This is a genomic window from Paenibacillus sp. HWE-109 (assembly GCF_022163125.1).
In the GTDB taxonomy this organism is placed as follows: Bacteria; Bacillota; Bacilli; order Paenibacillales; family NBRC-103111; genus Paenibacillus_E.
In genome coordinates this window covers 6,505,161-6,530,058 of the sequence record NZ_CP091881.1, presented here as the reverse complement: position 1 = coordinate 6,530,058, position 24,898 = coordinate 6,505,161, and the positions used below count along the sequence as shown (strand labels likewise).

Sequence of the window (24,898 nt, the reverse complement as noted above, 5' to 3'; positions counted from 1 at the left end):
ATGTATAGGCAATTAGTGTCTAAAGGCCGGTTGGCGGTGTGTTTGATCGCCTTAGCTTTGCTTTTAGTCCTGCCATTCAAGCAAGCGGCTTATGCCCATGCGTATAGTGCAAGTTATGCTACGTTCGATCTAACCCAATCACAAACCCGCTTAACGTTTGCCATCGATGAGCTCTCTGTTATCGAATTGGCCGGTGGGGATACAGATAACAACAAGATGCTGGACCAAGCGGAGTTTGAGGGAATTCGCGATAAATTTGCAGATGTCATTAAACCTCAATTAACGCTGAAAATCGGTGGTCAAATTCAGGCTATGCAGCAAATTCAAAGCATTGTACTTGATCGGGAAGGCGATGCCTCCAAAGTGCTGCTAACTGCGATCTATCCGCCAGTACTCGCGTCACAGAACATTTCATTGAAGGATACCCTGTATCAAAATGATACGAAAACGAATTATGTTAATTTATTGACGATTCATTACGGGACGCAGAGCAGCACAGCGGCCTTGTCGGCAGAGAACCGCAGCTGGGCGATGCAGTTGACGGATGCGGATTTTGCCAAATTGCCGCCGGATCTACAAAGCATGCCAGCTGCTGATTCTCAGAAAGCTTCGGCCACAGACGCAGGGAAATCGGTCGATAGCGAAGTGGAAACGGACGCGATATCCGGCTGGTACTCCTTTTTTATGCTGGGCATCCATCATATTCTTGGCGGTTATGACCATTTGCTGTTCTTATTTTCATTGCTTATCGCCAGACAAACTTACAAGCAGTACGCCACTATGATTACGGCTTTTACAATCGCTCACAGTCTTACGTTAACCCTTACTGTCCTAAATATTATCGCAGTTCCTCCTTCTATCGTGGAGCCGCTTATTGCGCTAAGCATTTGCTATGTGGCCATTGATAATATGGTACGCAAATCCGTTAGTTATCGCTGGCTGCTCACGTTTTTATTTGGCTTGATTCATGGTATGGGCTTTGCTGATATTTTGAAAGGGATGAACATTCCTAAGACCGAGCTGGCTACGGATTTAATCAGCTTTAACCTAGGGATCGAAACCGTGCAGCTGATCATCGTGGCTATCTTCATTCCGCTTTTGTACATGATGCACCGGGTCAAATATGCGAGGAAGATTGTGATTTCCGGATCTGCGCTGGCTTTGTTGCTAGGCGGGATCTGGCTGGTCGAAAGAGTGTTCGAAACGTAACATTATCCAAGTTGTACCATTACGTTAGGAGAGGGTCCTGTTGCAGCAAATGGCAGTAACGAAAAAAACAAACAAGTCCAATGCTAACCTATTTGCTCTACTGTTTCTTCTAGGCATCGTTTCTCTCGATGTGTTTACGTATGAATCGCCTGGGTCTGTCCTAAGCAGTCCCAAGCTCCAAGTGTTCAAGACGGTGTTCATTTCCATGATCATCGAGGCGATGCCGTTTATTTTGATAGGCGTGTTTGTATCCGCGCTTTTGCAGGTGTATGTATCGGAGCAAATGATCCGCAAAATGATTCCTCGCCATCCTGTGCTGGGCATTCTAACGGCCAGCGTACTTGGTATCATCTTTCCCATTTGCGAATGCGGCATGGTACCAGCGATCCGCAAGCTGATTCGCAAAGGTATGCCCGTTCATGTGGCGACAACGTTTATTCTTGTCGGTCCTATCTTGAATCCGGTTGTGTTCTGGTCCACTTGGACAGCTTTCCGCAATCGGCCGGAAATGGCCTTTTCACGTATGGGACTGGCGTTCCTATGTGCCCTGCTCATCGGGCTGATCGTATATCGGTTTGCAAAAGGCAACCCGCTGCGTCAAACAGCAAGCGATCTGCACAGTCATGATCACGAAGAGGATCATTCTCATACACATGCAAGCAATAAAGTTGTAAGTGTCATGGGTCATGCAATTGAAGAATTTTTTGAAATGGGCAAATATTTATTGTTCGGCGCGTGTCTGGTTGCCGTCTTGATAACTTTCATCAGCCAAGAAAGCTTGGTATCACTTGGACAAGGCGCATGGAGCTCCAACTTCATGATGATGGGTCTCGGCTTTCTCCTGTCATTATGCTCAACCTCGGATGCCTTTGTCGCTCAATCGTTCATGACTACCTTCTCCAAAGGATCGTTGATTGCCTTTTTGGTCTTTGGGCCGATGCTGAATCTCAAAGGTCTTCTCATGATGCTGGCCGTATTTAAAACAAAATTTGTTGTTCTATTAAGTCTGTTAGTTTTTGTATTCGTCTATGCAGGCTCTATCATTCTAGAATTTACAGTACTGAAATGAGGGAAGACCTATGCCGAAAAAATGGAACATAAAAGCCCTCCATCATTTTATCAAGTCCGGCATTCTTGCAGGGTTTGCAGGAGTCTTGCTGAAGCTGCTCCTTACAGGGGACATGCTGCTGTATATCGCGCCGCACTTAATGCTCTATGTCGACATCGCAGTGTGCGGCTTAGTGATCATGACTGCGTTTCAAATCTATGTCGCTTTACTGTCTCTTAAGAAAAATGTCGTTGTCTGCGATTGCGGGCATGATCATTCCCATAGTCATTCCCATAGTCATTCTCATGAGCCTTCGCGCTCTTCTTGGTTGCATGTAGGGATTTACAGCCTATTTATTTTTCCGCTTATTTTGGCAACGATCTTGCCGAACACAGCTCTAGCCGGTTCAATGGCTCAAGGCAAAGGGATGAATGTTAGCGGCATTTCGGCCAAAGGGAAAGACGGCCCTGTTGAATTGGTCAGCATGAAGGGCGGTGTAGATCCGGCTGTACAAAATATGTTCAAAACGAACGTGTACAATCGCGATTACGCAAAACTGGGCATGCGCTTGTACAATCAGGAAATGATTGAAATGAAAGATCAATGGTTTATCGAAAAGCTGCAAGCAATCAATACCTTTGTGGATAACTTTCAAGGGAAGAGTATCAAAATTACAGGTTTTGTTTATCGCGAAGAAGGACTTCCTGCCTCCCAATTTATTATTGGACGTATGGCGATGACGCATTGTATAGCGGACATCTCCCCTTATGGGATCATTACGGAGACACCGGATGCGGGCCAGTATCCGAACGATACGTGGCTAACCATTACAGGAACGATTGATCACACAGAATATCATGGGCAGAAAGTAATGAAGATTAACATTGAGCAAATTGAACCGGCAGTGGCTAATGCAGTTCCTTACGTGTATCCGGATTGGAATTTTGCCTCTGAATTGTAAGTGAATTTCTAGTCTTCTATGGAGGTGCCCTGTATGGCGCTCAGTATTGGCAGTTTGGTTCTTATCGGTTTAGGTCTAAGTTATTTCCTTACAAATCTTTATAAATGGAATGCTGCTCTATCCAAGTTGGCTGGCAAGACGATCATCACTCTGCTCGCAGCTATTGCTGGCTTGTCGGTAGGGATGCTGAGCATTCAAATGTTTGCCTACCAGGTTTATTTATCCCTAAGCTTATCCATCTTCCTGATGTTGGTTTTAGGTTATATGGCGGGTAGATTATGGGGCGTTTACGCGATATGGAACACTGTGCTGACGGGGATACTTGGAGCTATCGTGGGTGTTCGCTGTGGCATGACCTTCTATTTATCCGGCAAAGTGATGTTTGTTACGGATGTCATCGTGATGATCCTGCTGTTTTTACTCTTAAAAGGGATGGAGTGGCAGGCGGGTCTTTCCCCTAAAACAAAAAACACTAAACCGAGCCTATTTTCAGTAAGGATTGGGACTCTGTGCCTTTCTTTTATCGTGGCGGGAGCGGCTATTGCCTTGTTTGTCCAGAAAGATCAAATCGTTGTTGGTCACATTGGACAAAAAGAGACACAGGAAGCCGTCTATGAGGAATCGAACGATCTGCAAACCGTCAGAATTGAGTTGAATGCAGGGGGCTTTAACCCGAAGAATGTCAATTTTAAAAAAGCGACCATGATTAAAGCCGTCTTTGTCGTATCCGCGTTAAGCGATGAAGGTTTAAAGTTGAAGTCGACGGACTTGCATATCGATGCCGTATTAAAGAAAGGCGACAATGTATTTCTGCTGAACAATCCGCAGCCTGGCACGTATACGTACACGGTTGGCGACCATAAGGCGACAGGCACTTTTACGATAAAATGAAGTTGTCATATTGGACATATATGGATATAATTAGCTGAAATTATGTGCAATTTGTTTGCTCATACTTTAATGCGAGAGACGAAAGTGTGGGTTGCAAGTGTCTGAGGAACGCACCGATGATAAATTAGCGAGAATGATTGATGCTGCCAAAATGTATTATCAGTTGGATTACAGCCAGCAGGAGATTGCCCAAACGTTCGGAATCTCCCGACCGACAGTTTCCCGTTTTTTGCAGCAAGCGAAAGACGAGGGGTATGTCCAAATTAAGATTAACGATCCCAGGGAGAACAACGAGCATTTAGCAAGGGAAATTGAAAAGAAATTTCAGCTAAAGAAAGCGGTCGTCGTATCTGTTCCGCAATATCAGGATGCGATTGTCAAAAAGTACTTGGGTGAAGGTACTGCACAATATTTATATGAAACGGTCAAGGATGGCGATATTATTGCCACAACGTGGGGAACGACGCTCTATGAAGTCGCGCTTAATCTGAAAGACAAACATCTGAAGGACGTTAAGGTTGTCCAGTTAAACGGTGGCGTCAGCCACTCGGAAACGAATACGTATGCCCATGAAATCGTCAGTTTGTTCGGCAAAGCCTTCCATACCTCGCCTTATTTCATACCGCTTCCGGCGATTGTCGATCATTCCGTCGTGAAGCAAGCGATCGAAGCGGATCGCCATATTCGCAACATTCTTAATTTGGGCAAACAGTCCAACATTGCTATTGTAACGGTAGGGGCGCCAACGGAAGATTCCGTACTGATTAAAGCTAATTATTTTACCGAATCCGATTTGAAAGTCATTCATGAAAAAGGTGCGGGAGATATTTGTTCTCGTTATATTGATATAAACGGAAATATTTGCGCGGAAGAGTTGAATCAGAGAACAATTGGCATCGAATTGGAAGAATTAAAATGGAAAGAACAATCCATTCTGGTCGCCGGTGGTGCTAAGAAAGTAGACGGCATCTATGGTGCCCTTCAAGGCAAATATGCGAACGTGCTGGTCACGGACCAATTTACGGCTAAGTACTTATTAGAGCGAATCAGTCCATTGCTATTATGACATCCAGAGGTGCATTCACGAAGGTGAAGAGCACTTTTTTTAATATTATGAAGATTAGTTTATTGTGGAGGCATCCCATGGAATTATTTCATTTTAGCGAGGATTCTACGATTATACATTTTGAGCCAAGAGTGAAATCCAATCGAACAGATATGCCTCCGGTGGTTTGGGCCATTGATCAAGAGCATGAATTTACCTTCTATGTGCCCAGAGACTGCCCAAGAATTGTGTATCGCAGGTCCGAAGGATTAAGTGAAGCAGATCACGCTCGATTTTTTGGCGCAAGCCCCGCGGAAATCATCATGACGGTTGAAGCACATTGGTACCAAGCGATTCGTGACGCAACCATCTACCGCTATACGCTTCCGGGGGACAGCTTCGCTATATTTGATGAAACGGCAGGTTATTATATTTCTGAAAAAGCAGTTGACCCCATACGGATGGATCCACTTACGAACTTAATAGAGAGAATCATCGCATTAGATGTAGAGATTCGTTTCACACCGAGCCTGCATCCTTTGCGGGAAGCTATTTTGAATTCGAGCTTAGCGGATTTTGGGATACATCGCTTTGAGAATGCTGGCAAGTTTTGATTTTGGGAGGGGGAGCGCTGTGAGCGGGGATTGTTTAGGATGTAAATTAGCGAATGGTCATGAGGCAGCACACATGGTTTATGAAAATGATGATTTGGCTTGTTTGTTGGATATAGCTCCGCTAAATGAGGGGCATCTTCTCATCCTTCCCAAGAAGCATTTTCACGACTTGGACGAGTTGGATGAACATACGGCTATGTCTGTAATGTCGGTATCGGCATTATTGTCAAAGGTCTTAAAGGAAGTCTTTCAGCCAGATGGGATCACCATTCTCCAAAACGGTGGGAAATTTAATGATCTTGGTCACTACCATATGCATGTGTTTCCGCGATATGAAACGGATGGCTTTGCATGGGTGGAGCCGACTGGCGCTGCAAACCATAGCGGTCGATTGGAAGAAACGAAAGTGCGAATAGCGAGTTGTCTGAATGCCAAACCGTAAGGGAGAGGAGCGTGCCACTATTTCTAACAAGCCATATGTCATGGCTATTGCGGATATTGGAAGAAGCGTGCAAAAAGGAGACTCAGATTCAAAGAAGAGGAAACCGTGAAAACGATGAAAACCTGGATAAGACGGAATTTGCTTAGATTAAGTGTGTTTCTTATCTTACTTGTCGTTCTTGGTTACACTTACTCAACCCTATCCAATGGACATGTAATACCGGATGACAAATATATGAGAGTTATCAGGATGGAAAAGTTTATAGATAGATTTTATAGTCAGAAAGGTGACCAGCTCTTCATCATTCATACTACCATCGAAGGTGGGTTCGTGCCTGTAGAACTTGTCGCAACGAGACAGGAAATTAAGCTAATCCAAGATAATTCTTGGGATATGTATGCCACACAAGAGAAAGAAAGCATTATATGTAAAAACATAAAGAGAGAAATACGGGGGTTGAGCATCAATTATAATTTGAATCAATGTTATAATTTATCAGCAGATCAAGAGATATCTGTGATTTCTCTGGGGATAAAATGATTCGGATGCTGCCTCGGATCTACGATCCTGTGGGGATAGAAAGCGCTACTGGTGGTGGAGTTAGATAGATGGTTGGGAGAACACGGAGAGTAGCTGCAAGGAAAAGTAGCTGATTAGTTGGGCGGGAGCGGCAGCCGTCGGTAGTTAAAGGAACTACGATCCGCTAAATGTGGCTATCGGCCGATGTGCGTATCCATGCGGAACTACGATCCGCTATCTCGCGCGAATCCGCCCGTTTCGGGGGCGAAACAGCGAAATAGAGGAACAGAGTTCCGTTTGAGGTCCATTTAGCGTGGTTTTTGCCAAAATAGAGGAACGACGTTCCCTCTGGAGTGGATTTGCTACTGGTGGTGGAGTTAGATAGATGGTTGGGAGAATACGGAGAGTAGCTGCAAGGAAAAGTAGCTGATTAGTTTGGCGGGAGCGGCAGCCGTCGGTAGTTAAAGGAACTACGATCCGCTATATGTGGTAAATCGGCCGATGTGCGCATCCATGCGGAACTACAATCCGCTATCTCGCGCGAATCCGCCCGTTTCGGGGGCGAAACAGCGAAATAGAGGAACAAAGTTCCGTTTGAGGTCCATTTAGCGTGTTTTTTGCCAAAATAGAGGAACGATGTTCCCTCTGGAGTGGACTTGCTACTGGTGGTGGAGCTAGAAAGATGGTTGGGAGAACGCAGAGAGTAGCTGCAAGGAAAAGTAGCTGATTAGTTGGGCGGGAGCGGCAGCCGTCATTTGCCTGCAGGCCAACATGTAGTAATATAGAAGGAACGGCAAGTAGAAGGGGAGTTTTGCAGTGAGTACAAGGCAGTTTACGGATTATAAGTTAAGTGAGGATATTGTCCGGGCGCTTCATAGTTTGGGGTACGAGAAGGCAACGGATGTGCAGAACGAAGTGATCCCGATCGCGCTTCAGGAGAAGGATCTTACCGTGAAGTCGAGAACGGGGAGCGGGAAGACGGCGGCGTTCGGCATTCCGATTTGTGAGTTGGTGGAATGGGAGGAGAACAGGCCGCAGGCGCTGATTCTGACACCGACGAGAGAGCTGGCCGATCAGGTGAAGCAGGATATCACGAATATCGGACGGTTTAAGCGGATTAAGGCGGTAGCTTTGTACGGGAAGCAGCCTTTTGCCAAGCAGAAGCTGGAACTGCATCAGAAGTGTCATGTGGTCGTGGGCACACCGGGGCGCGTACTTGATCATATTCAGAAAGGAACGCTTGATCTGGAGCGGCTGAAATATCTGGTTATTGATGAGGCGGATGAAATGCTGCGGATGGGCTTCATTGAGCAGGTGGGTGCGATTATTGATGAGCTGCCGACAGACCGTATGACGATGCTGTTTTCGGCGACACTGCCAGTGGATGTAGAGAATCTGTGCCATCAATATATGAAGAATCCGATCGATATTGAGATTCAAACGCCAGAAGCAGCCAAGGTTCAGATTGAACATACGCTGCTGACCGTACGCGAGAGCGATAAATTTAATGTGCTGAAGGATGTCTTCGTGGTGGAGAATCCGGACAATTGCATCATTTTCTGCCGGACACAGGAGCATGTGGACTACTTATTCCGCCAGCTGGATCAACTGGACTATCCGTGTGATAAAATTCATGGCGGCATGATGCAGGATGATCGTTTCCTTGTGATGAATGCATTCAAACGAGGCGAGTTCCGTTTCCTGGTGGCCACGGATGTCGCGGCGCGGGGGATTGATGTAGAAGACATCACCCATGTCATCAACTATGATATTCCGCTTGAAAAAGAAAGCTACGTTCACCGGATCGGTAGAACCGGACGAGCAGGCAAAACCGGCAAAGCGATCACCTTCGTCACGCCGAATGAAGATAAATTTCTAGCCGAGATCGAAGGCTATCTGGGTTTCGAGATCCCGCGCAGAGATACGCCATCCGCGGCGGCGGTGGAACAGGGACAAGCCGCTTTTGATCGGAAGATGCAGGCTACGCCTGTGATCAAAAGGGATCGCAGCGATCATTTGAATAAAGGAATTATGAAGCTTTATTTTAACGGCGGCAAAAAGAAGAAAATCAGAGCGGTGGACTTTGTAGGCACACTTGCCAAAATCGAAGGCGTATCGGCAGAGGATATCGGGATCATTACGATTCAAGACAACGTTTCGTATGTGGATATTTTGAATGGCAAAGGGCCATTGGTGCTCAAAATCATGCGAAATACGACGATTAAAGGCAAGCTGCTGAAAGTGCACGAAGCGAATAAATAACTCTAGTATCCGGCTGGTCCAAGGGACCTGTCGGATATTTTGCTTTCTCAAGGTTAAAATATTACTCAAACGAGTCAATTCTGTGACTTACGATTACTAGCGTACAACGGTAGACTAGAGAAAACACGACATGGGGTGAATTTCATGGCTACGAAAACACATACAGAATCGGGCACCCTTTCATCCGTAAAAGTGAAGCGGAAAAGTTCGATGCGACAAATACGCGAGGATTTGATGGGTTACGCCTTCGTCAGTCCGATGGTGCTGGGCTTGGTTATATTCACACTGTTTCCAATCATAGCTTCCTTTTTTCTCAGCTTTACGGATTGGAATTTTGTTGCCGGATTTTCGAAAACGAAATTTCTGGGTTTAGATAATTTTATCAAGCTTATCCATGATTCAGTATTTCTCTTATCCTTAAAAAATAATCTGATTTTAATGGTTGTTGTGCCCGTGACGCTGGCGATTTCAGTCGCTTTGGCTGTCATTATTGACAAGAAGATTCATCTTAAAGATTTATTGAAGGTTGTTTTTTTCATACCGTATATCTCAAGCATTGTTGCTGTAGCGATTGTATTTCAAGTATTATTTCACCCAACCTATGGGCCGATTAACCAAATCCTGATGTCCTGGGGGATGGACAACCCGCCGAAATGGCTGGCTGATCCGGACTTTGCCTTATACTGTGTCATGGGACTCATGGTATGGGTGCAAATTGGCTATAACATGATTATTTTCATGGCTGGACTTCAGTCCATTCCGAACGATCTCTACGAGGCCGCTGATATTGACGGCGCTTCAAAATGGAAGCAATTTTACAGTATCACCGTGCCATTGCTTTCGCCAACAACGTTCTTCTTGCTTGTTACCGGCATCATTGGAACTTTCAAAGTATTCGACGTGATTTCGGTACTAACCGGCGGTGGGCCAGCGAATTCTACGACGGTCGTCGTTTACCGACTATATGAGACAGCTTTTGTTAATCTTCAATCGGGTTATGCTTCTGCGATGGCTGTTGTTCTGTTGATTTTTGTTCTGCTAGTTACCTTGCTGCAATGGATCGGACAACGGAGATGGGTTAATTATTAAGAAGTAAGGAGGAATACCGGATGAATAAGAATCATGCTGCCAAAAAAACAATTATAACCATACTAATGTGCCTACTTGGCATATTGTTCATGTCACCCTTCCTGTGGATGCTTTCAGCCTCTATGAAACCGGAAGCCGATGTGTTTATATATCCGATTCAGTGGATACCTAAGCATTGGAATGTGATTGAGAATTATACCAAAGTATGGACAGAGACGAAGTTTGCTTTATTTTATTGGAATTCCATTAAAGTTACGGTTGGAACTACGGTTTTATCCGTACTTCTTTCCTCGATGGCGGCTTATGCGTTTTCGAAAATCAAATTCCGTGGCCGTCACGTGCTCTTCATTGTTGTTCTTGCCATCTATATGATTCCGAGCCAAGCGATTCTTGTTCCCCAATTCCTGCTGTTTCGCTGGATCGGCCTGTATGATAGTCATTTTGGCTTAATTTTATTAGGATCTTTCAGTGTATTAGGAACGTTCATGCTGCGCCAATTCTATATGGGGATTCATGAAGAGTTCATTGAATCAGCGAGAATAGATGGAGCTGGACATATTAGAATTTTCTTCTCCATCTGTACACCGCTTGTTCGTCCGGCGATTGCGACTTATGCGATTCTACGTTTTATCTGGACGTGGAACGATTACCAGAATCCGCTGATCTTCTTAAGATCCAAGGATTTATTCACACTCCCGCTGGGGATTCGCTCTTTTGCAGATTTGAACGGTGATTTCTACTCTCTCATTATGGCTGCTTCTGTATCTGCTATCGTTCCTTTGCTTATTATTTTCATCATTGGTCAAAAGCAAGTTATCGAAGGTATTTCGATGGGCGGGGTCAAAGGTTGATTCTGACTTCTTGCAGCAGGATGTCAAAAAATGTGCAGATGAGGTCAAAATAGTGCCTCGTTTGCGGGATACAGGTTTGTTACGATCGTGATGTAAAGGTTTTCATAAAAACGATAACAACTTTGGAGGGGATCCTATGAAAAAGAGTTTATTAGTTCTAAGTGGTATCTTGGCCATCAGTACAGCGCTTGCAGGCTGCGGCAAGTCAGAAACGCCAGCTGCAACAGATAAAGGTGCCGGGACAGCTACCGCGGCAGCAAGTGCAGCTCCTAATAAAGCACCAGTTACAATTAAAGTACAAGCTTGGTACACCGAAGCACAAGGGAACTGGAATGCTACCGTTGAAGCTTACAATAAAACACACCCGAACGTGAAAGTTGTATATGAAGGAATGTCCGAAAAAGGCGATTCACAAGAAGGCATGAAAAAGCTTGATTTGTTGGCGGCTTCCGGCGAGCAAATGGACGTTGTTATGTACTCCAGCGCATCCGATTTCGCTCAACGTGTTGGCGCAGGTATTTTGGAACCGCTCGATGAGTATTTGAAGAAAGATAACATTGTCGTCAAAGATGAATATAAAATTGATCCGGTTGTAAACGGGAAATACTATGCGCTGCCAGGTAAAATGATCGAATGGTTCGTTCTACTGAACAAGGACAAATTGGACGAAGCGAAGCTTCCGGTGCCAACGGACTGGACATGGAATGACTATGCGGAATATGCTAAAAAGTTGACGAAGGGTGAAGGCGCCGCCAAATCGTACGGTTCCTACTTCCATAACTGGAAGGATTACGCCCTCTTGGCTTTGAACAACGATATGGATAACCCGTATCTCGTGAAATCCGATGGCACGCAAAATATCGACAATCCGAAAGTGCGCTTCTCCTTGGATCTGCGCAACAAATTGGAGAATGTCGACAAAACATCCGTTCCTTACTTTGAAGTTGTTTCGCAAAAGATGGCATATCGTGACGTCTTCTACAGTGGCAAAACAGCGATGCTTGCAACAGGCAACTGGATGGTTGGAGAGCTGGCTTTGAACGCGAAGTTCAAAACCGTCTTTGCGCCATATCCGAAATATGATGCCAAAGATACAAACGGGTTAACCGAAGTTGGCGCTGACTTCATGGGCGTTGCTGCGAATTCCAAGAACAAACAAGCGGCTTATGATTTCGTGAAATGGTACACAACAGAAGGTATCCAAACACAAGGTCTGTTCTTCTCCGGTTGGAAAAAAGCCGATATCAACAAGAACGTAGAGGCGATCTTGAAAAGCGGCAAACCAGATCAAGTGGCTATGATTGATAAAGATTCCTTGCTGGCTACACTGAAAGTGAACAAAGCAACGAAACTGGTTGTGCCTCCAACTTACGCGCTTCAACAAGAGAAAGACTATTTAACGCAAGTGGAGCTGTTCTTAACAGGCAAGCAGGATTTGGAAAAAACGATTACGACAGCGAAAACCAAATTGGAAGATATCCGTAAAAGCAATGCGAAGTAATCGTTAACGATTATTGGTATACTGAAAAGAGGAGGCCTAAGGCTCCTCTTTTTCCTATTTTCATTCCGCTATATTCGAAAGAAAGGCGTGTGCAGCAGTGCCGAATTGGACTCGAACCTTATCGCTTCGCAATAAATTGGTACTGACGATTCTGATTTGTCTCGTTCTGCCATCGCTGGTTTCCATGAACGTCTCCAATCTCTTGACGCGGGATGCGGTGAAGTCGCAAGTGACGGATAACTCCATCGAATCCATGCGTATTGTGAACCAGATTGTCAACGGACAATTAAAAAATATGATTTATGTGATGAATTTCATTCAATTCGATGATGAGCTTCAGCCTTCGATTCGAGAACTGGGCAGAGCGGACGCCGAAACGGACCAAGGCGATGTGCTGCAGTATAAACAAACAATCATTAAGCGCATTACCACGGTTATCGATACTTTTGGCAATCTCAATGTGACCTTGCTGCTTCCCAATCATGATTATGTGGCTTCTTACTCAACTTTTACCTTTAATCCCAATGACTTTCTGAAAAAAGATTGGTTTAGCGCGGTCGAGCAAATTTCCGGGTATAACGTGAAGTGGATTGGCGCTGAGCCCAATTACAGCCGCACGACAAGTCAGCCCTATTTGCTGGCAGCCGCCAAGCCGATTCGCAAGAACGACGTCACCTATGGGTATGTCGTTGTCGGATTGGAAATGAACACGCTCCAGCAGTTGTTTGATCAGTATAAAAATAATGAATCCATGGTCATCATTGACCAAAATGGGCGCATCATCGTCGATAAGGACTCGGATAAGATCGGCACGCAATTCGCTTATCAGAATCAGCTTCCTCCGGAGGATGGTTCTTCTTTCGTGAAGGTTGCCGGGGAAGATTATATTCTGCTCAGCAATCAAGTTACGCCGGATTGGCGGCTTGTGAGCATGAGCCCTTATAAGACGGCGGCTCATAGAATTGAGTCATTCCGCAAGACGGATTTCTTCATTCAGATCTTCTTTTTACTTTTATTTGCCGTCATTCTGCTCTATATGGTGCGTGCTCTGACCAAACCGATTGCGCGGCTTGTCCAAACGGTCGTCCGGATCGAATCCGGTCAGCTTGGGGAGCGCTCCAATATTAGCGGAGGCGATGAGGTTGGTCGTCTGGGCTATGTGTTCGATCGTATGATTGACCGCATTGAGGATATGATTGTTGAAAATCGCCACGAGCAAGAGTTGAAGCGGGAAGCGGAACTCGCGATGCTGCAGGCGCAAATTAATCCACACTTCCTGTTTAATGTGCTCAATTCGATCCGTTTGAAAATCATGATGAAAGGGGATTCCGAGAATGCGGAGCTGATCAGCTCGTTATCCTCGCTTCTGCGAATGACGATCAATCGGAATAACGCTTATATTCCCCTGCATGAGGAGATCGAGATTAACGAGCACTATGTCAAACTGCTTAACTCGCGGCACGGGGATCGAGTGAACTTGCGGATTTCAGCTGCTTCCGACACGCTGTTTATTGAAATCCCCCGATTCATGCTGCAGCCGCTTATTGAAAATGCTTATATCCATGGATTAAAAAGCAAATCGGGCGAAATCACCATAGCTTCCCGAATTTGCGAGGATGGCAGGCTGCAGGTCGAAGTAAGAGACTCGGGGCTTGGCATGCCGCCAGAGCGGTTGGCTGCGCTGCGCAATTATTTGGGTCCCATCCAGCAGGTGGAAGACGCGACTAGCCCAGCCTTGTCGGGCATCGGTCTCCATAATGTATTTGAACGGTTGCGGTTGATTTATGGCCATCAATTCGATTATGAAATCATCAGCGAGCAAGGCCAAGGAACGCAGATTATGCTGCGCTTCCCACAACAGGCGCGAACGGAGGGCTAACATGTACGAAGTCATAATTGTGGACGACGATTTACCGGTGCTTGAATTCCTAAGTTCAGCAATTGAGTGGAAAAAGCTTGGATTTCATCTGGCGGGTGCCTATGAGAATCCATTAGATGCGCTTGCTGCCGGCCGGGGAGGCAAATTGGATGTGCTGATTAGTGACATTGGTATGCCTGATATCAATGGGCTGGAACTCATTGGCGGCATACGGGAAGCACATCCCCACGTCAAGGCTGTTATCCTTTCCTGCCACGATGATTTTCACTATGCGCAAGCAGCCGTGAAACTATCGGTGAGTGAATATGTACTGAAAGAAACGATGAATGTCACCAACATTTCCGAGATGCTCAAGAGACTCAAAGATCAGTTGGACGTCGAAATCGGGCAGCTTTCCAAGAGCCAAAAGCTCGAAAAGGAAGTCGCTTTGAACCGCAGTTCGTCCAAGCGTCATTTTATCCGCAGTACGGTGAACGAGCCGCTGTTTGACTCTGAAGAGTGGAGCCTTAAGGCGGATAGTTTTGGCATTCATTTGGGTCAGCAGGGGGTGCTGCCCGTATATGGCTACGTGAACCGCTTGAAAGAAGCGGATCATCGCTTTCAATCCAAGGATCTTTTTGAATATACGATCGAGAATATTGTTGAGGAACTGTTGGTCGATCAGAAGGATACCGCTCTTTTCACGTATGATACCGGCGAAATTATTATCCTGTTCCCCCACTACGCCAATCTGCATGTGAACAATAGCCAGAAAGTTGAACAAACATTAAGGCACTTGCAAGGCTGCTTGCAGCAGTATGTGAAGATGTCTTTCTCCTTCCTGACGGGAAAACCGGCCAAAGACCCGCGTTCTTTGAAAGATCAGTTAATCCGAATGGCCGAAGTCAAAACGATGCGGTTTTATTTACCTGAATCCACCGTGCTGTCCCTGGAAAGCATCAGAGAAGGCTTCGGCGACGGGGGATTATTGCTGGCGCAGTACGCTGCAACCTTGGATGAGTTTCGGAGCGTTGTGTTCGATGAACGGCTGGATTTAATTGATGTGCATGTATCCAAATGGATTGATTTCATCCAGTATCACCGGTTTCGTCCGATGGAGGTCAAGGAGTGGCTGCTCAAAATGATCCTCGACGTGCGGATGCGGCTGAAGTCGCTGCAGCATTACCAGTCTACATTCTCATCGGAGCTGCTGCATCATGATGTACATGAATTGTCCTCGATCCGTGAGCTCGAGCTGTGGCTGAAAGATTACCTCCAACAAGCCATTCAATGGGCCGGACAAGTGTACCGCGAATCTCACAATCGTGAAATTCTGGAGTGTCAGCGCTTCGTCTATCACAACTTGCATACGAAGGTCTCCCTCGAGGATGCCGCTGCCCACCTGCATCTGCATCCGAGTTATCTCAGCCGCCTATTCAAGAAGGAAACCGGCGAGAATTTCATCGAATACGTAACCCGGATGAAAATGGAGAAAGCCAAAGAACTGCTCGAAATCACCGATAAAACAGTCGAGCAGATTTCCGACATGCTCGGCTACGAAAATAAAAACTACTTCGGCAAACTGTTCAAAGCCCATACCGGCTTTGTGCCCAACGCCTTCCGCGGCCAGTCGAAGGGCGTTCAGCCTAGCTGAGGGTAGGCCTGAAGAAGAGCAAGGGGATTGAGGCGGTTTAGACACAAATAACGGATCTACGATCCGCGTGATCGGGACGCGCGTTCCTTGTCGCCAAGACAAGGCGGCCGCTAAGCCAGATTTGATTGGAGTAAATCCAATGAAATCATAATTTCGGCCACGCCCCGCCCAAAGTAAAAGAGGCTGACTCAAAAGGTTAGATTTGGAGTGAAAGCTAACAGGAATTTCTCCTGCTATTTTGGCTTTACTAATTCTACACGGTCATCTAACTGGAAAATCTACCGCTAATTTAGCGGGAAATCGCTATTCGGCGAGCAATTATCAGAAATAACGGGAGATTTTCCATGTAAACCGGGTTTTCATGCAAAAATACCTAAATTAACGGTAGCTTTTCCATGTAGTGCAATATCATTGAAAGAAAGAGGCTGCCCTTAAGTCATTAAATTGACTTATGGGACAGCCTCTTTTCGCATTAGAATCTAGACCGCGTAAACGTCGCGTCGCTTTTCACAGTCGACGAACTGGCCGAACCGGGTTCGACGCGGATGGAGACTTTTTCGAGGATGCCTTCCAAGGTCGCATAACAATTGGCATTCTTCACGAATTTCCTTATCTTTACAAAAAAAACTCACTGTTCCTTTTTGAACCATGGTAAAATAAAGGGCGTCACACGGCTTGTCTATCGTTAAAGTCTTATCTCAGTTTTTGACTCAGCCCACGCTAAGGAGGAATCGTATTGAGTAGGTTGCCAAGATGGAAAGCAAAATTAGTTAAATCAGTACTCGCTTTGTCCGTAGCATTACCGTTCCAAGCTTTGATTACAAGTCCATTGCAGGTTGTAATGGCGGAAGGACCCAGTGATCCGGCTCCTTTCATTGAAGCAAAAGTAGTAAATCAAAACGCCGGCAAGAAAGTGCTGTTCGACAACACGCATGAACAAACCGCTGGTGCAGCGGATTGGGTCATTGACGGGGCCTTTTCGGATTTTGCCAATGCTTTGGCGAACGATGGTTATTATGTCAAAGAGCTTCGTAAAACAACACCACTCACATTAAGCGATTTAAGCGGCTATGATGTATTCGTCGTTGCGGAATCGAATGTCCCTTACAAAACAAGTGAACAAGCTGCACTTGCCCAATATGTACAAGGCGGCGGAAGCATTTTCTTCATCGGAGATCATTACAATGCAGACCGCAATAAGAACCGTTGGGACGGTTCAGAAGTATTCAACGGCTACCGTCGCGGAGCATGGACGAACCCGGCTAGCGGCATGAGCCCGGAAGAGATCGCTTCACCCGCTATGCAGGATGTGGCCAGCTCGGATTGGCTCGCTACACAGTTCGGTTTGCGTTTCCGCTACAACGCTCTAGGCGATATTGATGCGAATCAAATTGTAGCACCAGAACAAGCCTTCGGCATAACGACGGGCGTTTCCAAGGTTGCGATGCATGCTGGCTCAACGCTCGCAATCATTGATCCAACCAAGGCCAAAGGGATCGTATACTTGCCGCAAACAAATGCAGCTTGGGCGAATGCGGTCGATCAAGGTGTTTATAATGGAGGCGGAATCGCAGAAGGTCCCTATGTAGCAGTGTCCAAAGCTGGCGCAGGGAAGGCTGCCTTCATTGGAGATTCCTCACCGGTTGAAGATGCTACACCGAAATATTTGCGTGAAGACACAGGCGCGAAGAAAACGACCTATGATGGTTTTAAAGAGGTGAATGACGGTATATTGCTCGTCAATATGGTGAACTGGCTTTCGAAGAAAGAAAGCTACACGAGCTTCACTGAAGTGAGCGGCTTGCAGCTCGACCAACCGACAGCCTTGCTGCCGTTTGAAGCTCCCGCAGCTTCGACTGAGCCGCAGCCGGAGCCTTGGGCGGCACCAAATGCAGGCTACAAGTGGTATGATCGCAGCACGTTCAAAGCAGGCTCGTATGGCGGACCGACGGCCACCGCAAGCGCTGCATACAGCTTCGTGCACCAAGCGACACTGCCTAATGCCCAGGACTTCCAAGTCCGTGTGGTCATTGATAACTTGCCTGCCGCAACGACCGTATCGGGCTTCAGCGCAGGCATTTATCTGGTAACCGGAGGCGCGCAAGTGGCGATGGTGCAAAATGCGGACGGCACATGGCCGACTGCCTACGGCTACAGTTCGACTTTCAGCTTGACCTCGGATATCAACGGGCATGCGTACAAGGATTTGACCGTTCGAATTAAGCCGGGTACAGCAGCAGCAGCGAACCTGCGCCTGCGCCAAAACGGCACAAACTTAAAAACAGAAGGCGTAAGCATCGGAAATGTGCCTGCCGAGCCTTTACCGGAAGAGCAGAATCCGATCCCGGCCAAAATTGCTATCTCGGATGCTCGCGTGAAAACAGCAGGCACTGTGGTAACGGTGGAAGGTGTCGTCACGACAGAACCGGGAGCTTTTGGCGGACAAGCTTTCTATTTGCAGGATGCCACAGGCGGTATTTATGTGTTCCAAAGCTTGAGCGGGTTCCACTTAGGCGACAAGGTGAAGGTAACAGCGCCAACGGCTCTGTATAATACCGAGCTGGAGTTGACAGATCCGGTTGCTATTGAGAAAACCGGTGTGGGAGCAGTGCCAGTACCAGCTGTTGTGTCAGCGGTTGGAGCTGACAATCAGGGGCAGTTAGTCCAATTAGATCATGTGACTATCAGCAATATAATCAGCGCAACGCCAGCAGGTTCTTTTGAATTTGATGCGGTGGATGGCGCAGTGAGCAACCATATTCGCGTAGATACACGAACTGGATTATCGCAAACCACGTTCCCGTATCAAGCGGGACAAACGGTGAGCATCAAAGGTGTAGCGGCTATTTTCAAAGGCGTCTATCAACTGAAGCCACGAGGATTGGGTGATTTCACGGCAGCAGCGGATACGACTGCACCGGTAACTACAGCAACCTTATCCAGCGCACCGAATGCCCAAGGATGGTTCAAAGATGATGTGACGGTAACGTTAAGTGCAGTGGATAATCAAGCTGGCACAGTCACAACGGCATATACGATTAATAGTGGGACAAGATCTGCGTATACAAGCCCGTTTGCGATTCAATCGGAAGGCGTCAATACGATTGGATTTGCCTCCACGGATGCAGCAGGGAATGCAGAAACAGCCCAATCCTTGCAAGTCAAATTGGATAAAACAGCACCGACGGCTGTATTGACAGAATCCGGTCATGCAGTGGGCAATGTCACTGATGCGGCTGCTTTGAGATTTGATTTGGCCGGTTCAGATGCGCTTTCCGGCGTAGCTGAACAAACTCTGACTTTGGATGGCGGCGCGATTCTCAGCGGCCAAACCATCCCGGCAGGAAGCTTGGCGCTTGGCAATCACACAGTGGCCTATCGCGTAGTTGACGCTGCCGGCAATGTGGCGCAAGCCTCACAAACGTTCACCGTTGGAACGAGTGTGACGTTCAGTCAAGCTGCTCTCTCAGCGGACAAAACATCCCTGAAACCAAGTGAAACGACAGCTACCCATTTGACAGGTACATTAAGCAATGGGACACCTGCTGATTTAAGCAATGCAGTAGTTCTGTATAGTACAACGAATTCGGCAGTAGCTGCTGTAGATACGCATGGCTTAGTTAGTGCAGTTGCCAATGGTACTGCGCAGATTACAGCATCCGTAACGTTGAATGGTCAAACGGTACAAACGAATGCGGTTACCATTACGGTATCGAATCCGTTGTCGGTAGGAGCGCCAGGCAAGCCAGTATTATCCGATAACAACGGTCAATCCGGTATCAAGGATGGCAACTATACTATCACCATGAATATGTGGTGGGGCAATAACGGCTCTATTTTCAAACTGTACGAAAATGGCGTGCTTATCAGTACGCAAGCTTTGACAGACGCATCTCCGGCAGCGCAAGTGGCTAAAGTTGATGTGAAGGGTAAAGCTAATGGCACTTATACGTATACTAGTGAACTTATCAATTCCTTCGGGACGACAACGAGCAGTCCGCTTGTCGTTTCGATAGCAGAAGCATCCCCAGGCAAACCGGTGCTATCCCAAGATAATTGGGATGGAGACGGCAACTACCAAGTGAGCATGAACATGTGGTGGGGCACGAATGCAACCGAGTATCGGTTGTACGAGAACGGTGTTCTGGTCGATACGAAAAGCTTGAACGCAGCTTCCCCAAGTGCGCAAAGTGCTGTAACGAAGATTACTGGCAAAGCGGTTGGTGTGTACGAGTACCGCAGCGAGCTGGTCAATGCAGCCGGAGTCACCTCGAGTGACAAGTTGACGGTTAAAGTTACGAAGTAAAGTGGCAGAGCCTCTAACCAACTCCGAATGGAGTGGTTGGGGGCTTTTTTTTGTGGAGATGCGCGGAGGAAGGGTTATTGGGTTCGTAAGGGGGGGGCTCAGGTTTCCATTCGCTTGGAGCAACAGGCTATTAATCGGCCGTTTGCATAGAAAAAATCTATCGATCCATGTTTGACAGTTTCCAGAAAGCAATGGTAAATTTAGTGGCATATGCAACTAATTGATTCGGAAGGTGGTGAAAGCATGGAATTCCGCTGGAAACGTAATCTGTTCATTTTATGGATCGGCGTCTTTTTTTGTGGGATGGCTTACACGCTTTCAATCCCTTTTATCCCGCTATTTTTGCAGGAGGAGTTGGGCATTCAGAGTGAGTTGGAGGCTTGGTCGGGGGTCACTTTCTCGGTTGGTTTTCTATCGAGCGCTTTAATCGCCCCGTATTGGGGCTCACTCGCAGATAAATATGGCAGGAAGCCGATGTTAATCCGCTCTGGATTTAGCTTAAGTGCTGTATACTTTATCACTTTTTTTGTGCACGATCCTTACACGTTTATTGTTGTTAGGATTCTGCAGGGGCTAATGGCAGGGTTTATTCCTGCTGCTATTGCCTTGGTGGGGACGAATACGCCGGATAAACAGGTAGGCTACGCCTTGGGCGTGATGTCAACGGCTACAGCAACCGGAGGCATACTTGGTCCTTTGGTCGGCGGCGTGCTGAGCCACTGGGTTGGGACACGAGAATGTTTCGTAGTGTCGGGCTGCGTTATGCTCATATCCGCGGCAATTGCGGTTATCTGGGTGAAGGAAGTTCACGAGAAACCTAAGGGGACTCGGCCCAGTGTTTGGGAGGATTTGAAACAAGCGGCAGGCAATAAGCGTTTGATGCGGGTTTTTAGCATGACGCTGTTAGTGGCGACGTCGGTGATGATTTTAGAGCCGCTGTTGACGCTATATGTGATCGAGATTGGCGGCAGCGCCAAGGGAGCCTCGCTGAGCTCTGGTATTATTTTCTCAGCCGTAGGCGTGGCTACCGTTATAATGGGATCGCGATGGGGAATCATTGGCCAGCGAATCGGCTATGACAAGACGCTCTACATTGGATTAATCGGTGGAGGTATTGGCAATCTGCTGCAGCTCGGTACGCATAATTTGATCGCGTTTGGTTTATTGCGGTTTAGTTATGGCCTGTTTTTCGCTGCTGTTTACCCGGCTTTGAATGCGCTAATTGTCCAATATGCCGACAACGAGTTCCGTGGCAGGGCAATCAGCTTAAACCAAACCGCAAGCCAATTCGGCATGATGGCAGGACCTATGATCGGTGGCCTTCTGGGCGGCTGGATCAGCATCCAGTTCGTATTTCTGATTACTGGCGCGGCTTTGCTTGGGGCTGCTGGAATGATGAAGGTGAATAGTCGAAGGGCAGCAAAGCCGTCTATATCTGGCTAGTTGGGGCTTTTATATACTCAAAAAAAGGGGAATGTCGCATTGTGTCGAATATGCATGACAACAGATCTAGGCATAAGGAGTGCATATTCATGAAAATAAGCAGTGTGAGGGTTGTTTCAACACTGGTTTTGGTAACCTTTTGGCTGCTGTTCGCATTGTCCATGGGGGATAAACCGGTAGAAGCTGAAGTGATGGAAAGCGCATCGGTCACTTTAACGGTCTATGATGCGAATAATTTGCCCGCCAACAATGTGAAGGTCGTGCTTAGCTCAGTGAATTTGCAGGTTCCAGTGACCATTCGGGCGAATTATAGCGGTGTTGCGAAGATTGAAGGCCTTCTTCCCGGCTCCTATCATATGGTGATTAGTGCCAATAACAAAGATCCCGTTATTTTGTCGGATGTACAAGTTAGTGGCAATTATGCGCAAATGGTTCATATGATCAATTCGAATACGGCTTTCATTCAGAATCTTACTTATGCGGATAACAGCTATTGGACGCCAACGGAATTTAACGGCTTTGTTACTTTTTATGTTGGCAATCCAGGGGCGGGAACCAGCGCCAATGTAGCCTTTTATAATGATCAAGATGAGATGATCGGTTCTCCTTTTATGTCAAACCTTCCAGTCAACTATAATTTATATAACTCCATCACAATACCTGCAACCTCCCTCCCTGCTGGTGCTACCAGAATTGGCATTGAACTTGTAAACAATAATAACTTTGTAGACAACCAAACGAAGAAACTCTGGAAGCAGCCTTTTTTTGAACCCGTTGCAGCTCAATTTATTGATAATAATCCTTATGGCGATGCAATAGATGGTTTATTAAAATGGTCTGGAGCCACAGATGAAACGGGCATTGCTGGCTATACTGTTTTTTATGTGATCAAAAATGATGACTATTCCGAAGAGGAACATTACCTAGGTTCCTTTGCCAAAAGAGAGGATAAGTCCTATCAAATAGCCATTCCCACCTTACCAGAAGACGCGGCGATTCTCGTCATCAAAGCTGTTGTTAACCCTTCCGGAGAGGAGGTAGGCTTTCCGAAGCAAGTGATTGTATTTGACAATAGTTTATCCGATTCGGTGACCTCGGTTACCTATTCTTCAAGTTTGCCTACACCAAGTTTCTTTAACAGTTATTTCAACTATACGCATCCGACTACAATTCGAGGAAGTCTTGGCTGGGATGTGGGGACATCGTCAGAGACTATCAAAGGGCATGCTATTTATTTCGCAGATGCTGCAGGCAATAAAATTCAACCGATTCGTTCGATAAGACTTCCTAAACGCTGGAATATCAACTTTACGGATTTCCCAGAAGATATTGCCGTTCCTACCGGGGCTAAGAAAGTAGCCGTTTATGCCGTCTCCTCACAGGGAGTAGAAAGTCTGCCCGTCTACTATACACTTCCAGTCAAGTATCCAACCGTTAAGGCTGCGAATTCGAATTTCATAGACTGGGATGCTTCTGATGAGCTTAGGCATGGGTATCTAACGTGGAGTAATCCCCCCAATTCATCAACCGTTTCTGGCTATGCCGTCTATGCGAATGGAGGCAGCGCAGGCAAGCATCTAATTGGCAAGGTTCCCAAAGCAGCAGCTATGGCCATAGCTGTTTCTCAAGAAACGGTTTCTGGTGGGTCAACTGAGCTTCTAGTTTACGCTTATCAGACAAATTCGGGAGAAGACTATGAAGCGGTAGAATATGTGAGTGTACCTTTAACCAATAATTCCACCACCGCTCAAGTAGAAGCGCAACTGGAATCCACCTATTTCCAAGGAGTCTCAAGTATCAATATTAGCCATGTCGTTTCCGTCATCACAAGTTCGCTCAAACCAATTAGGCAAGAAGATGTGAAACAACTCCTTAAACTGATTAGTCCGATCCAAGCGCCATAGCGTGGAAAATACACTTCTTCTAGACAAATTCAGCCGCCAATGTTAGCTTAAAATGAAAGACTAAAGAAAGTTTGTGATAGTGAATGTCTAATCCTATAGCTTCTCAAGCCACCTTGTCCTCAGGCCGCTCGCGCAGGCTATGGATCGTACTTGTGTTGGGGGCACTGGCGTCTTTTGGCCCGCTCTCCTTGGATATGTACTTGCCGGCGCTGCCTGTCATCGCGGGTGATTTGCAAACGACAACCTCTCTGGCGCAGATGAGTTTAACGGCCTGTATGATCGGTCTCTCCATCGGCCAACTGATCGCAGGTTCGGTCAGTGATGTGCGCGGGAGACGAATGCCGCTAATCGTGGGACTTATCATTTATGCGCTTGCTTCTATTCTATGTATGTTTGCTCCGTCCATCTGGATGTTTCTAGGCTTGCGATTTATTCAGGGCATGGCAGGGGCTGCCGGCATCGTTATTTCTAGAGCGATTGTTCGCGATATGTACGAAGGGGTGGAGTTGACGAAGTTTTTTGCTCTGCTTATGCTGGTGAACGGGGCTGCTCCTATTCTTGCTCCCATTCTCGGGGGCCAACTGCTTGAGTTCACATCATGGCGCGGTGTTTTCCTGGTGCTGAGCTTGATTGGTGTCGTGATGTTGTTGGCCGTTGTGTTTGGGCTCAGAGAAACACATCTGCCTGAACGCCGTTCCAAAGGCGGCTTGCCTAACACCCTGCGCATATTTGGCGGACTGTTGACAGATCGTCTATTCATGGGCTACGCGCTCACGCAGGGTCTCGTGTTTGCGGGCATGTTTGCCTATATTTCAGGCTCGCCGTTCGTGTTGCAGGACATTTTTGGGGTATCGCCGCAAATGTTCAGTCTCGTCTTTGCCGTGAACGGTATCGGCGTCATTATTGCCGGACAAGTGACGGGAAGACTCGCAGGGAAAGTGAGCGATGAGCGATTGCTTGCCAGCGGCCTTGTTATGGCTGCCTTTGGCGGTCTGCTCTTACTCGTTGCGACCCTAGCGGGAGCGGGGCTATATGTCATTTTGACGGCCTTTTTCTTCATTGTTGCAAGTGTCGGTCCTGTTTCTGTAGCCACATCTTCGCTGGCGCTCCAAAGCCAAGGGAAGACCGCGGGCAGTGCTGCAGCCTTGCTGGGCTTGCTTTCTTTCATTATAGGCGGTATTATTGCTCCGCTCGTTGGGATTTGGGGCAGCCAAACCGCGGTTCCGCTGGGCATTATCATCGCTGTGATGGAAATTGGCGCGATTCTTTGTTTCGTTCTAATAGCACGTTCGAAGCGGTAG

At 46.9% G+C, this 24,898-nt stretch carries 18 protein-coding genes; all 18 read left to right on the top strand.

Annotated elements, in window-relative coordinates; genetic code table 11:
- Positions 1-1,209: a HupE/UreJ family protein gene (locus tag LOZ80_RS27835; RefSeq protein WP_238167710.1), complete on the top strand. Its 1,209-nt coding sequence runs from the start codon at positions 1-3 to the stop codon at positions 1,207-1,209.
- 49 nt (positions 1,210-1,258) lie between these two features.
- A complete protein-coding gene (locus LOZ80_RS27830) occupies positions 1,259-2,278 on the top strand; it encodes a permease (protein WP_238173139.1) in 1,020 nt (339 codons plus the stop codon).
- A gap of 10 nt (positions 2,279-2,288) precedes the next feature.
- Positions 2,289-3,218: a TIGR03943 family putative permease subunit gene (locus tag LOZ80_RS27825; protein WP_238167709.1), complete on the top strand. Its 930-nt coding sequence runs from the start codon at positions 2,289-2,291 to the stop codon at positions 3,216-3,218.
- 33 nt (positions 3,219-3,251) lie between these two features.
- On the top strand, positions 3,252-4,109 hold the full coding sequence (locus LOZ80_RS27820) for a cupredoxin domain-containing protein (protein ID WP_238167708.1): 858 nt from the start codon (positions 3,252-3,254) through the stop codon (positions 4,107-4,109).
- Between the two features lie 133 nt (positions 4,110-4,242).
- On the top strand, positions 4,243-5,175 hold the full coding sequence (locus LOZ80_RS27815; protein ID WP_238173138.1) for a DNA-binding transcriptional repressor DeoR: 933 nt from the start codon (positions 4,243-4,245) through the stop codon (positions 5,173-5,175).
- A gap of 77 nt (positions 5,176-5,252) precedes the next feature.
- Positions 5,253-5,768, top strand: coding sequence for a DUF6886 family protein (locus LOZ80_RS27810; protein ID WP_238167707.1), 516 nt, complete (start codon positions 5,253-5,255; stop codon positions 5,766-5,768).
- 73 nt (positions 5,769-5,841) lie between these two features.
- A complete protein-coding gene (locus LOZ80_RS27805) occupies positions 5,842-6,210 on the top strand; it encodes an HIT family protein (protein ID WP_238167706.1) in 369 nt (122 codons plus the stop codon).
- A 105-nt stretch (positions 6,211-6,315) separates the two neighbouring features.
- Entirely contained in the window at positions 6,316-6,750 is a 435-nt protein-coding gene (locus tag LOZ80_RS27800; RefSeq protein WP_337950978.1) for a hypothetical protein, read from the top strand.
- A 795-nt stretch (positions 6,751-7,545) separates the two neighbouring features.
- Positions 7,546-8,991 (top strand): DEAD/DEAH box helicase, encoded by a 1,446-nt coding sequence (locus LOZ80_RS27795; RefSeq protein WP_238167705.1) that lies wholly within the window; start codon positions 7,546-7,548, stop codon positions 8,989-8,991.
- Positions 8,992-9,135: 144 nt separating this feature from the next.
- Entirely contained in the window at positions 9,136-10,080 is a 945-nt protein-coding gene (locus tag LOZ80_RS27790; protein ID WP_238167704.1) for a carbohydrate ABC transporter permease, read from the top strand.
- A 20-nt stretch (positions 10,081-10,100) separates the two neighbouring features.
- Positions 10,101-10,931 (top strand): carbohydrate ABC transporter permease, encoded by an 831-nt coding sequence (locus LOZ80_RS27785; protein ID WP_238167703.1) that lies wholly within the window; start codon positions 10,101-10,103, stop codon positions 10,929-10,931.
- 136 nt (positions 10,932-11,067) lie between these two features.
- Positions 11,068-12,432, top strand: a complete 1,365-nt coding sequence (locus LOZ80_RS27780) for an ABC transporter substrate-binding protein (protein WP_238167702.1) — start codon at positions 11,068-11,070, stop codon at positions 12,430-12,432.
- 97 nt (positions 12,433-12,529) lie between these two features.
- The gene (locus tag LOZ80_RS27775) at positions 12,530-14,311 is read left to right on the top strand and encodes a cache domain-containing sensor histidine kinase (RefSeq protein WP_238167701.1); all 1,782 of its coding nucleotides are present in this window, start codon (positions 12,530-12,532) and stop codon (positions 14,309-14,311) included.
- Position 14,312: 1 nt separating this feature from the next.
- Positions 14,313-15,944 carry a helix-turn-helix domain-containing protein gene (locus LOZ80_RS27770; protein ID WP_238167700.1) on the top strand — a complete coding sequence of 544 codons (1,632 nt, stop codon included), beginning with the start codon at positions 14,313-14,315 and terminating at the stop codon, positions 15,942-15,944.
- 787 nt (positions 15,945-16,731) lie between these two features.
- Positions 16,732-20,250 carry an OmpL47-type beta-barrel domain-containing protein gene (locus LOZ80_RS27765; RefSeq protein WP_238173136.1) on the top strand — a complete coding sequence of 1,173 codons (3,519 nt, stop codon included), beginning with the start codon at positions 16,732-16,734 and terminating at the stop codon, positions 20,248-20,250.
- 243 nt (positions 20,251-20,493) lie between these two features.
- Positions 20,494-21,693 (top strand): MFS transporter, encoded by a 1,200-nt coding sequence (locus LOZ80_RS27760; RefSeq protein WP_238167699.1) that lies wholly within the window; start codon positions 20,494-20,496, stop codon positions 21,691-21,693.
- 89 nt (positions 21,694-21,782) lie between these two features.
- Positions 21,783-23,597, top strand: a complete 1,815-nt coding sequence (locus tag LOZ80_RS27755; protein WP_238167698.1) for a carboxypeptidase-like regulatory domain-containing protein — start codon at positions 21,783-21,785, stop codon at positions 23,595-23,597.
- An 83-nt stretch (positions 23,598-23,680) separates the two neighbouring features.
- Positions 23,681-24,898, top strand: a complete 1,218-nt coding sequence (locus LOZ80_RS27750) for a multidrug effflux MFS transporter (protein ID WP_238167697.1) — start codon at positions 23,681-23,683, stop codon at positions 24,896-24,898.

Bases quoted from the DNA above. Each gene is read 5' to 3' on its own strand.
- LOZ80_RS27790 (WP_238167704.1), top strand. From the start codon at position 9,136: ATGGCTACGAAAACACATACAGAATCGGGCACCCTTTCATCCGTAAAA.
- LOZ80_RS27810 (WP_238167707.1), top strand. From the start codon at position 5,253: ATGGAATTATTTCATTTTAGCGAGGATTCTACGATTATACATTTTGAG.
- LOZ80_RS27785 (WP_238167703.1), top strand. From the start codon at position 10,101: ATGAATAAGAATCATGCTGCCAAAAAAACAATTATAACCATACTAATG.
- LOZ80_RS27780 (WP_238167702.1), top strand. From the start codon at position 11,068: ATGAAAAAGAGTTTATTAGTTCTAAGTGGTATCTTGGCCATCAGTACA.
- LOZ80_RS27755 (WP_238167698.1), top strand. From the start codon at position 21,783: ATGAAAATAAGCAGTGTGAGGGTTGTTTCAACACTGGTTTTGGTAACC.
- LOZ80_RS27760 (WP_238167699.1), top strand. From the start codon at position 20,494: ATGGAATTCCGCTGGAAACGTAATCTGTTCATTTTATGGATCGGCGTC.
- LOZ80_RS27835 (WP_238167710.1), top strand. From the start codon at position 1: ATGTATAGGCAATTAGTGTCTAAAGGCCGGTTGGCGGTGTGTTTGATC.
- LOZ80_RS27750 (WP_238167697.1), top strand. From the start codon at position 23,681: ATGTCTAATCCTATAGCTTCTCAAGCCACCTTGTCCTCAGGCCGCTCG.
- LOZ80_RS27815 (WP_238173138.1), top strand. From the start codon at position 4,243: ATGATTGATGCTGCCAAAATGTATTATCAGTTGGATTACAGCCAGCAG.
- LOZ80_RS27820 (WP_238167708.1), top strand. From the start codon at position 3,252: ATGGCGCTCAGTATTGGCAGTTTGGTTCTTATCGGTTTAGGTCTAAGT.
- LOZ80_RS27830 (WP_238173139.1), top strand. From the start codon at position 1,259: ATGGCAGTAACGAAAAAAACAAACAAGTCCAATGCTAACCTATTTGCT.
- LOZ80_RS27770 (WP_238167700.1), top strand. From the start codon at position 14,313: ATGTACGAAGTCATAATTGTGGACGACGATTTACCGGTGCTTGAATTC.
- LOZ80_RS27825 (WP_238167709.1), top strand. From the start codon at position 2,289: ATGCCGAAAAAATGGAACATAAAAGCCCTCCATCATTTTATCAAGTCC.
- LOZ80_RS27805 (WP_238167706.1), top strand. From the start codon at position 5,842: ATGGTTTATGAAAATGATGATTTGGCTTGTTTGTTGGATATAGCTCCG.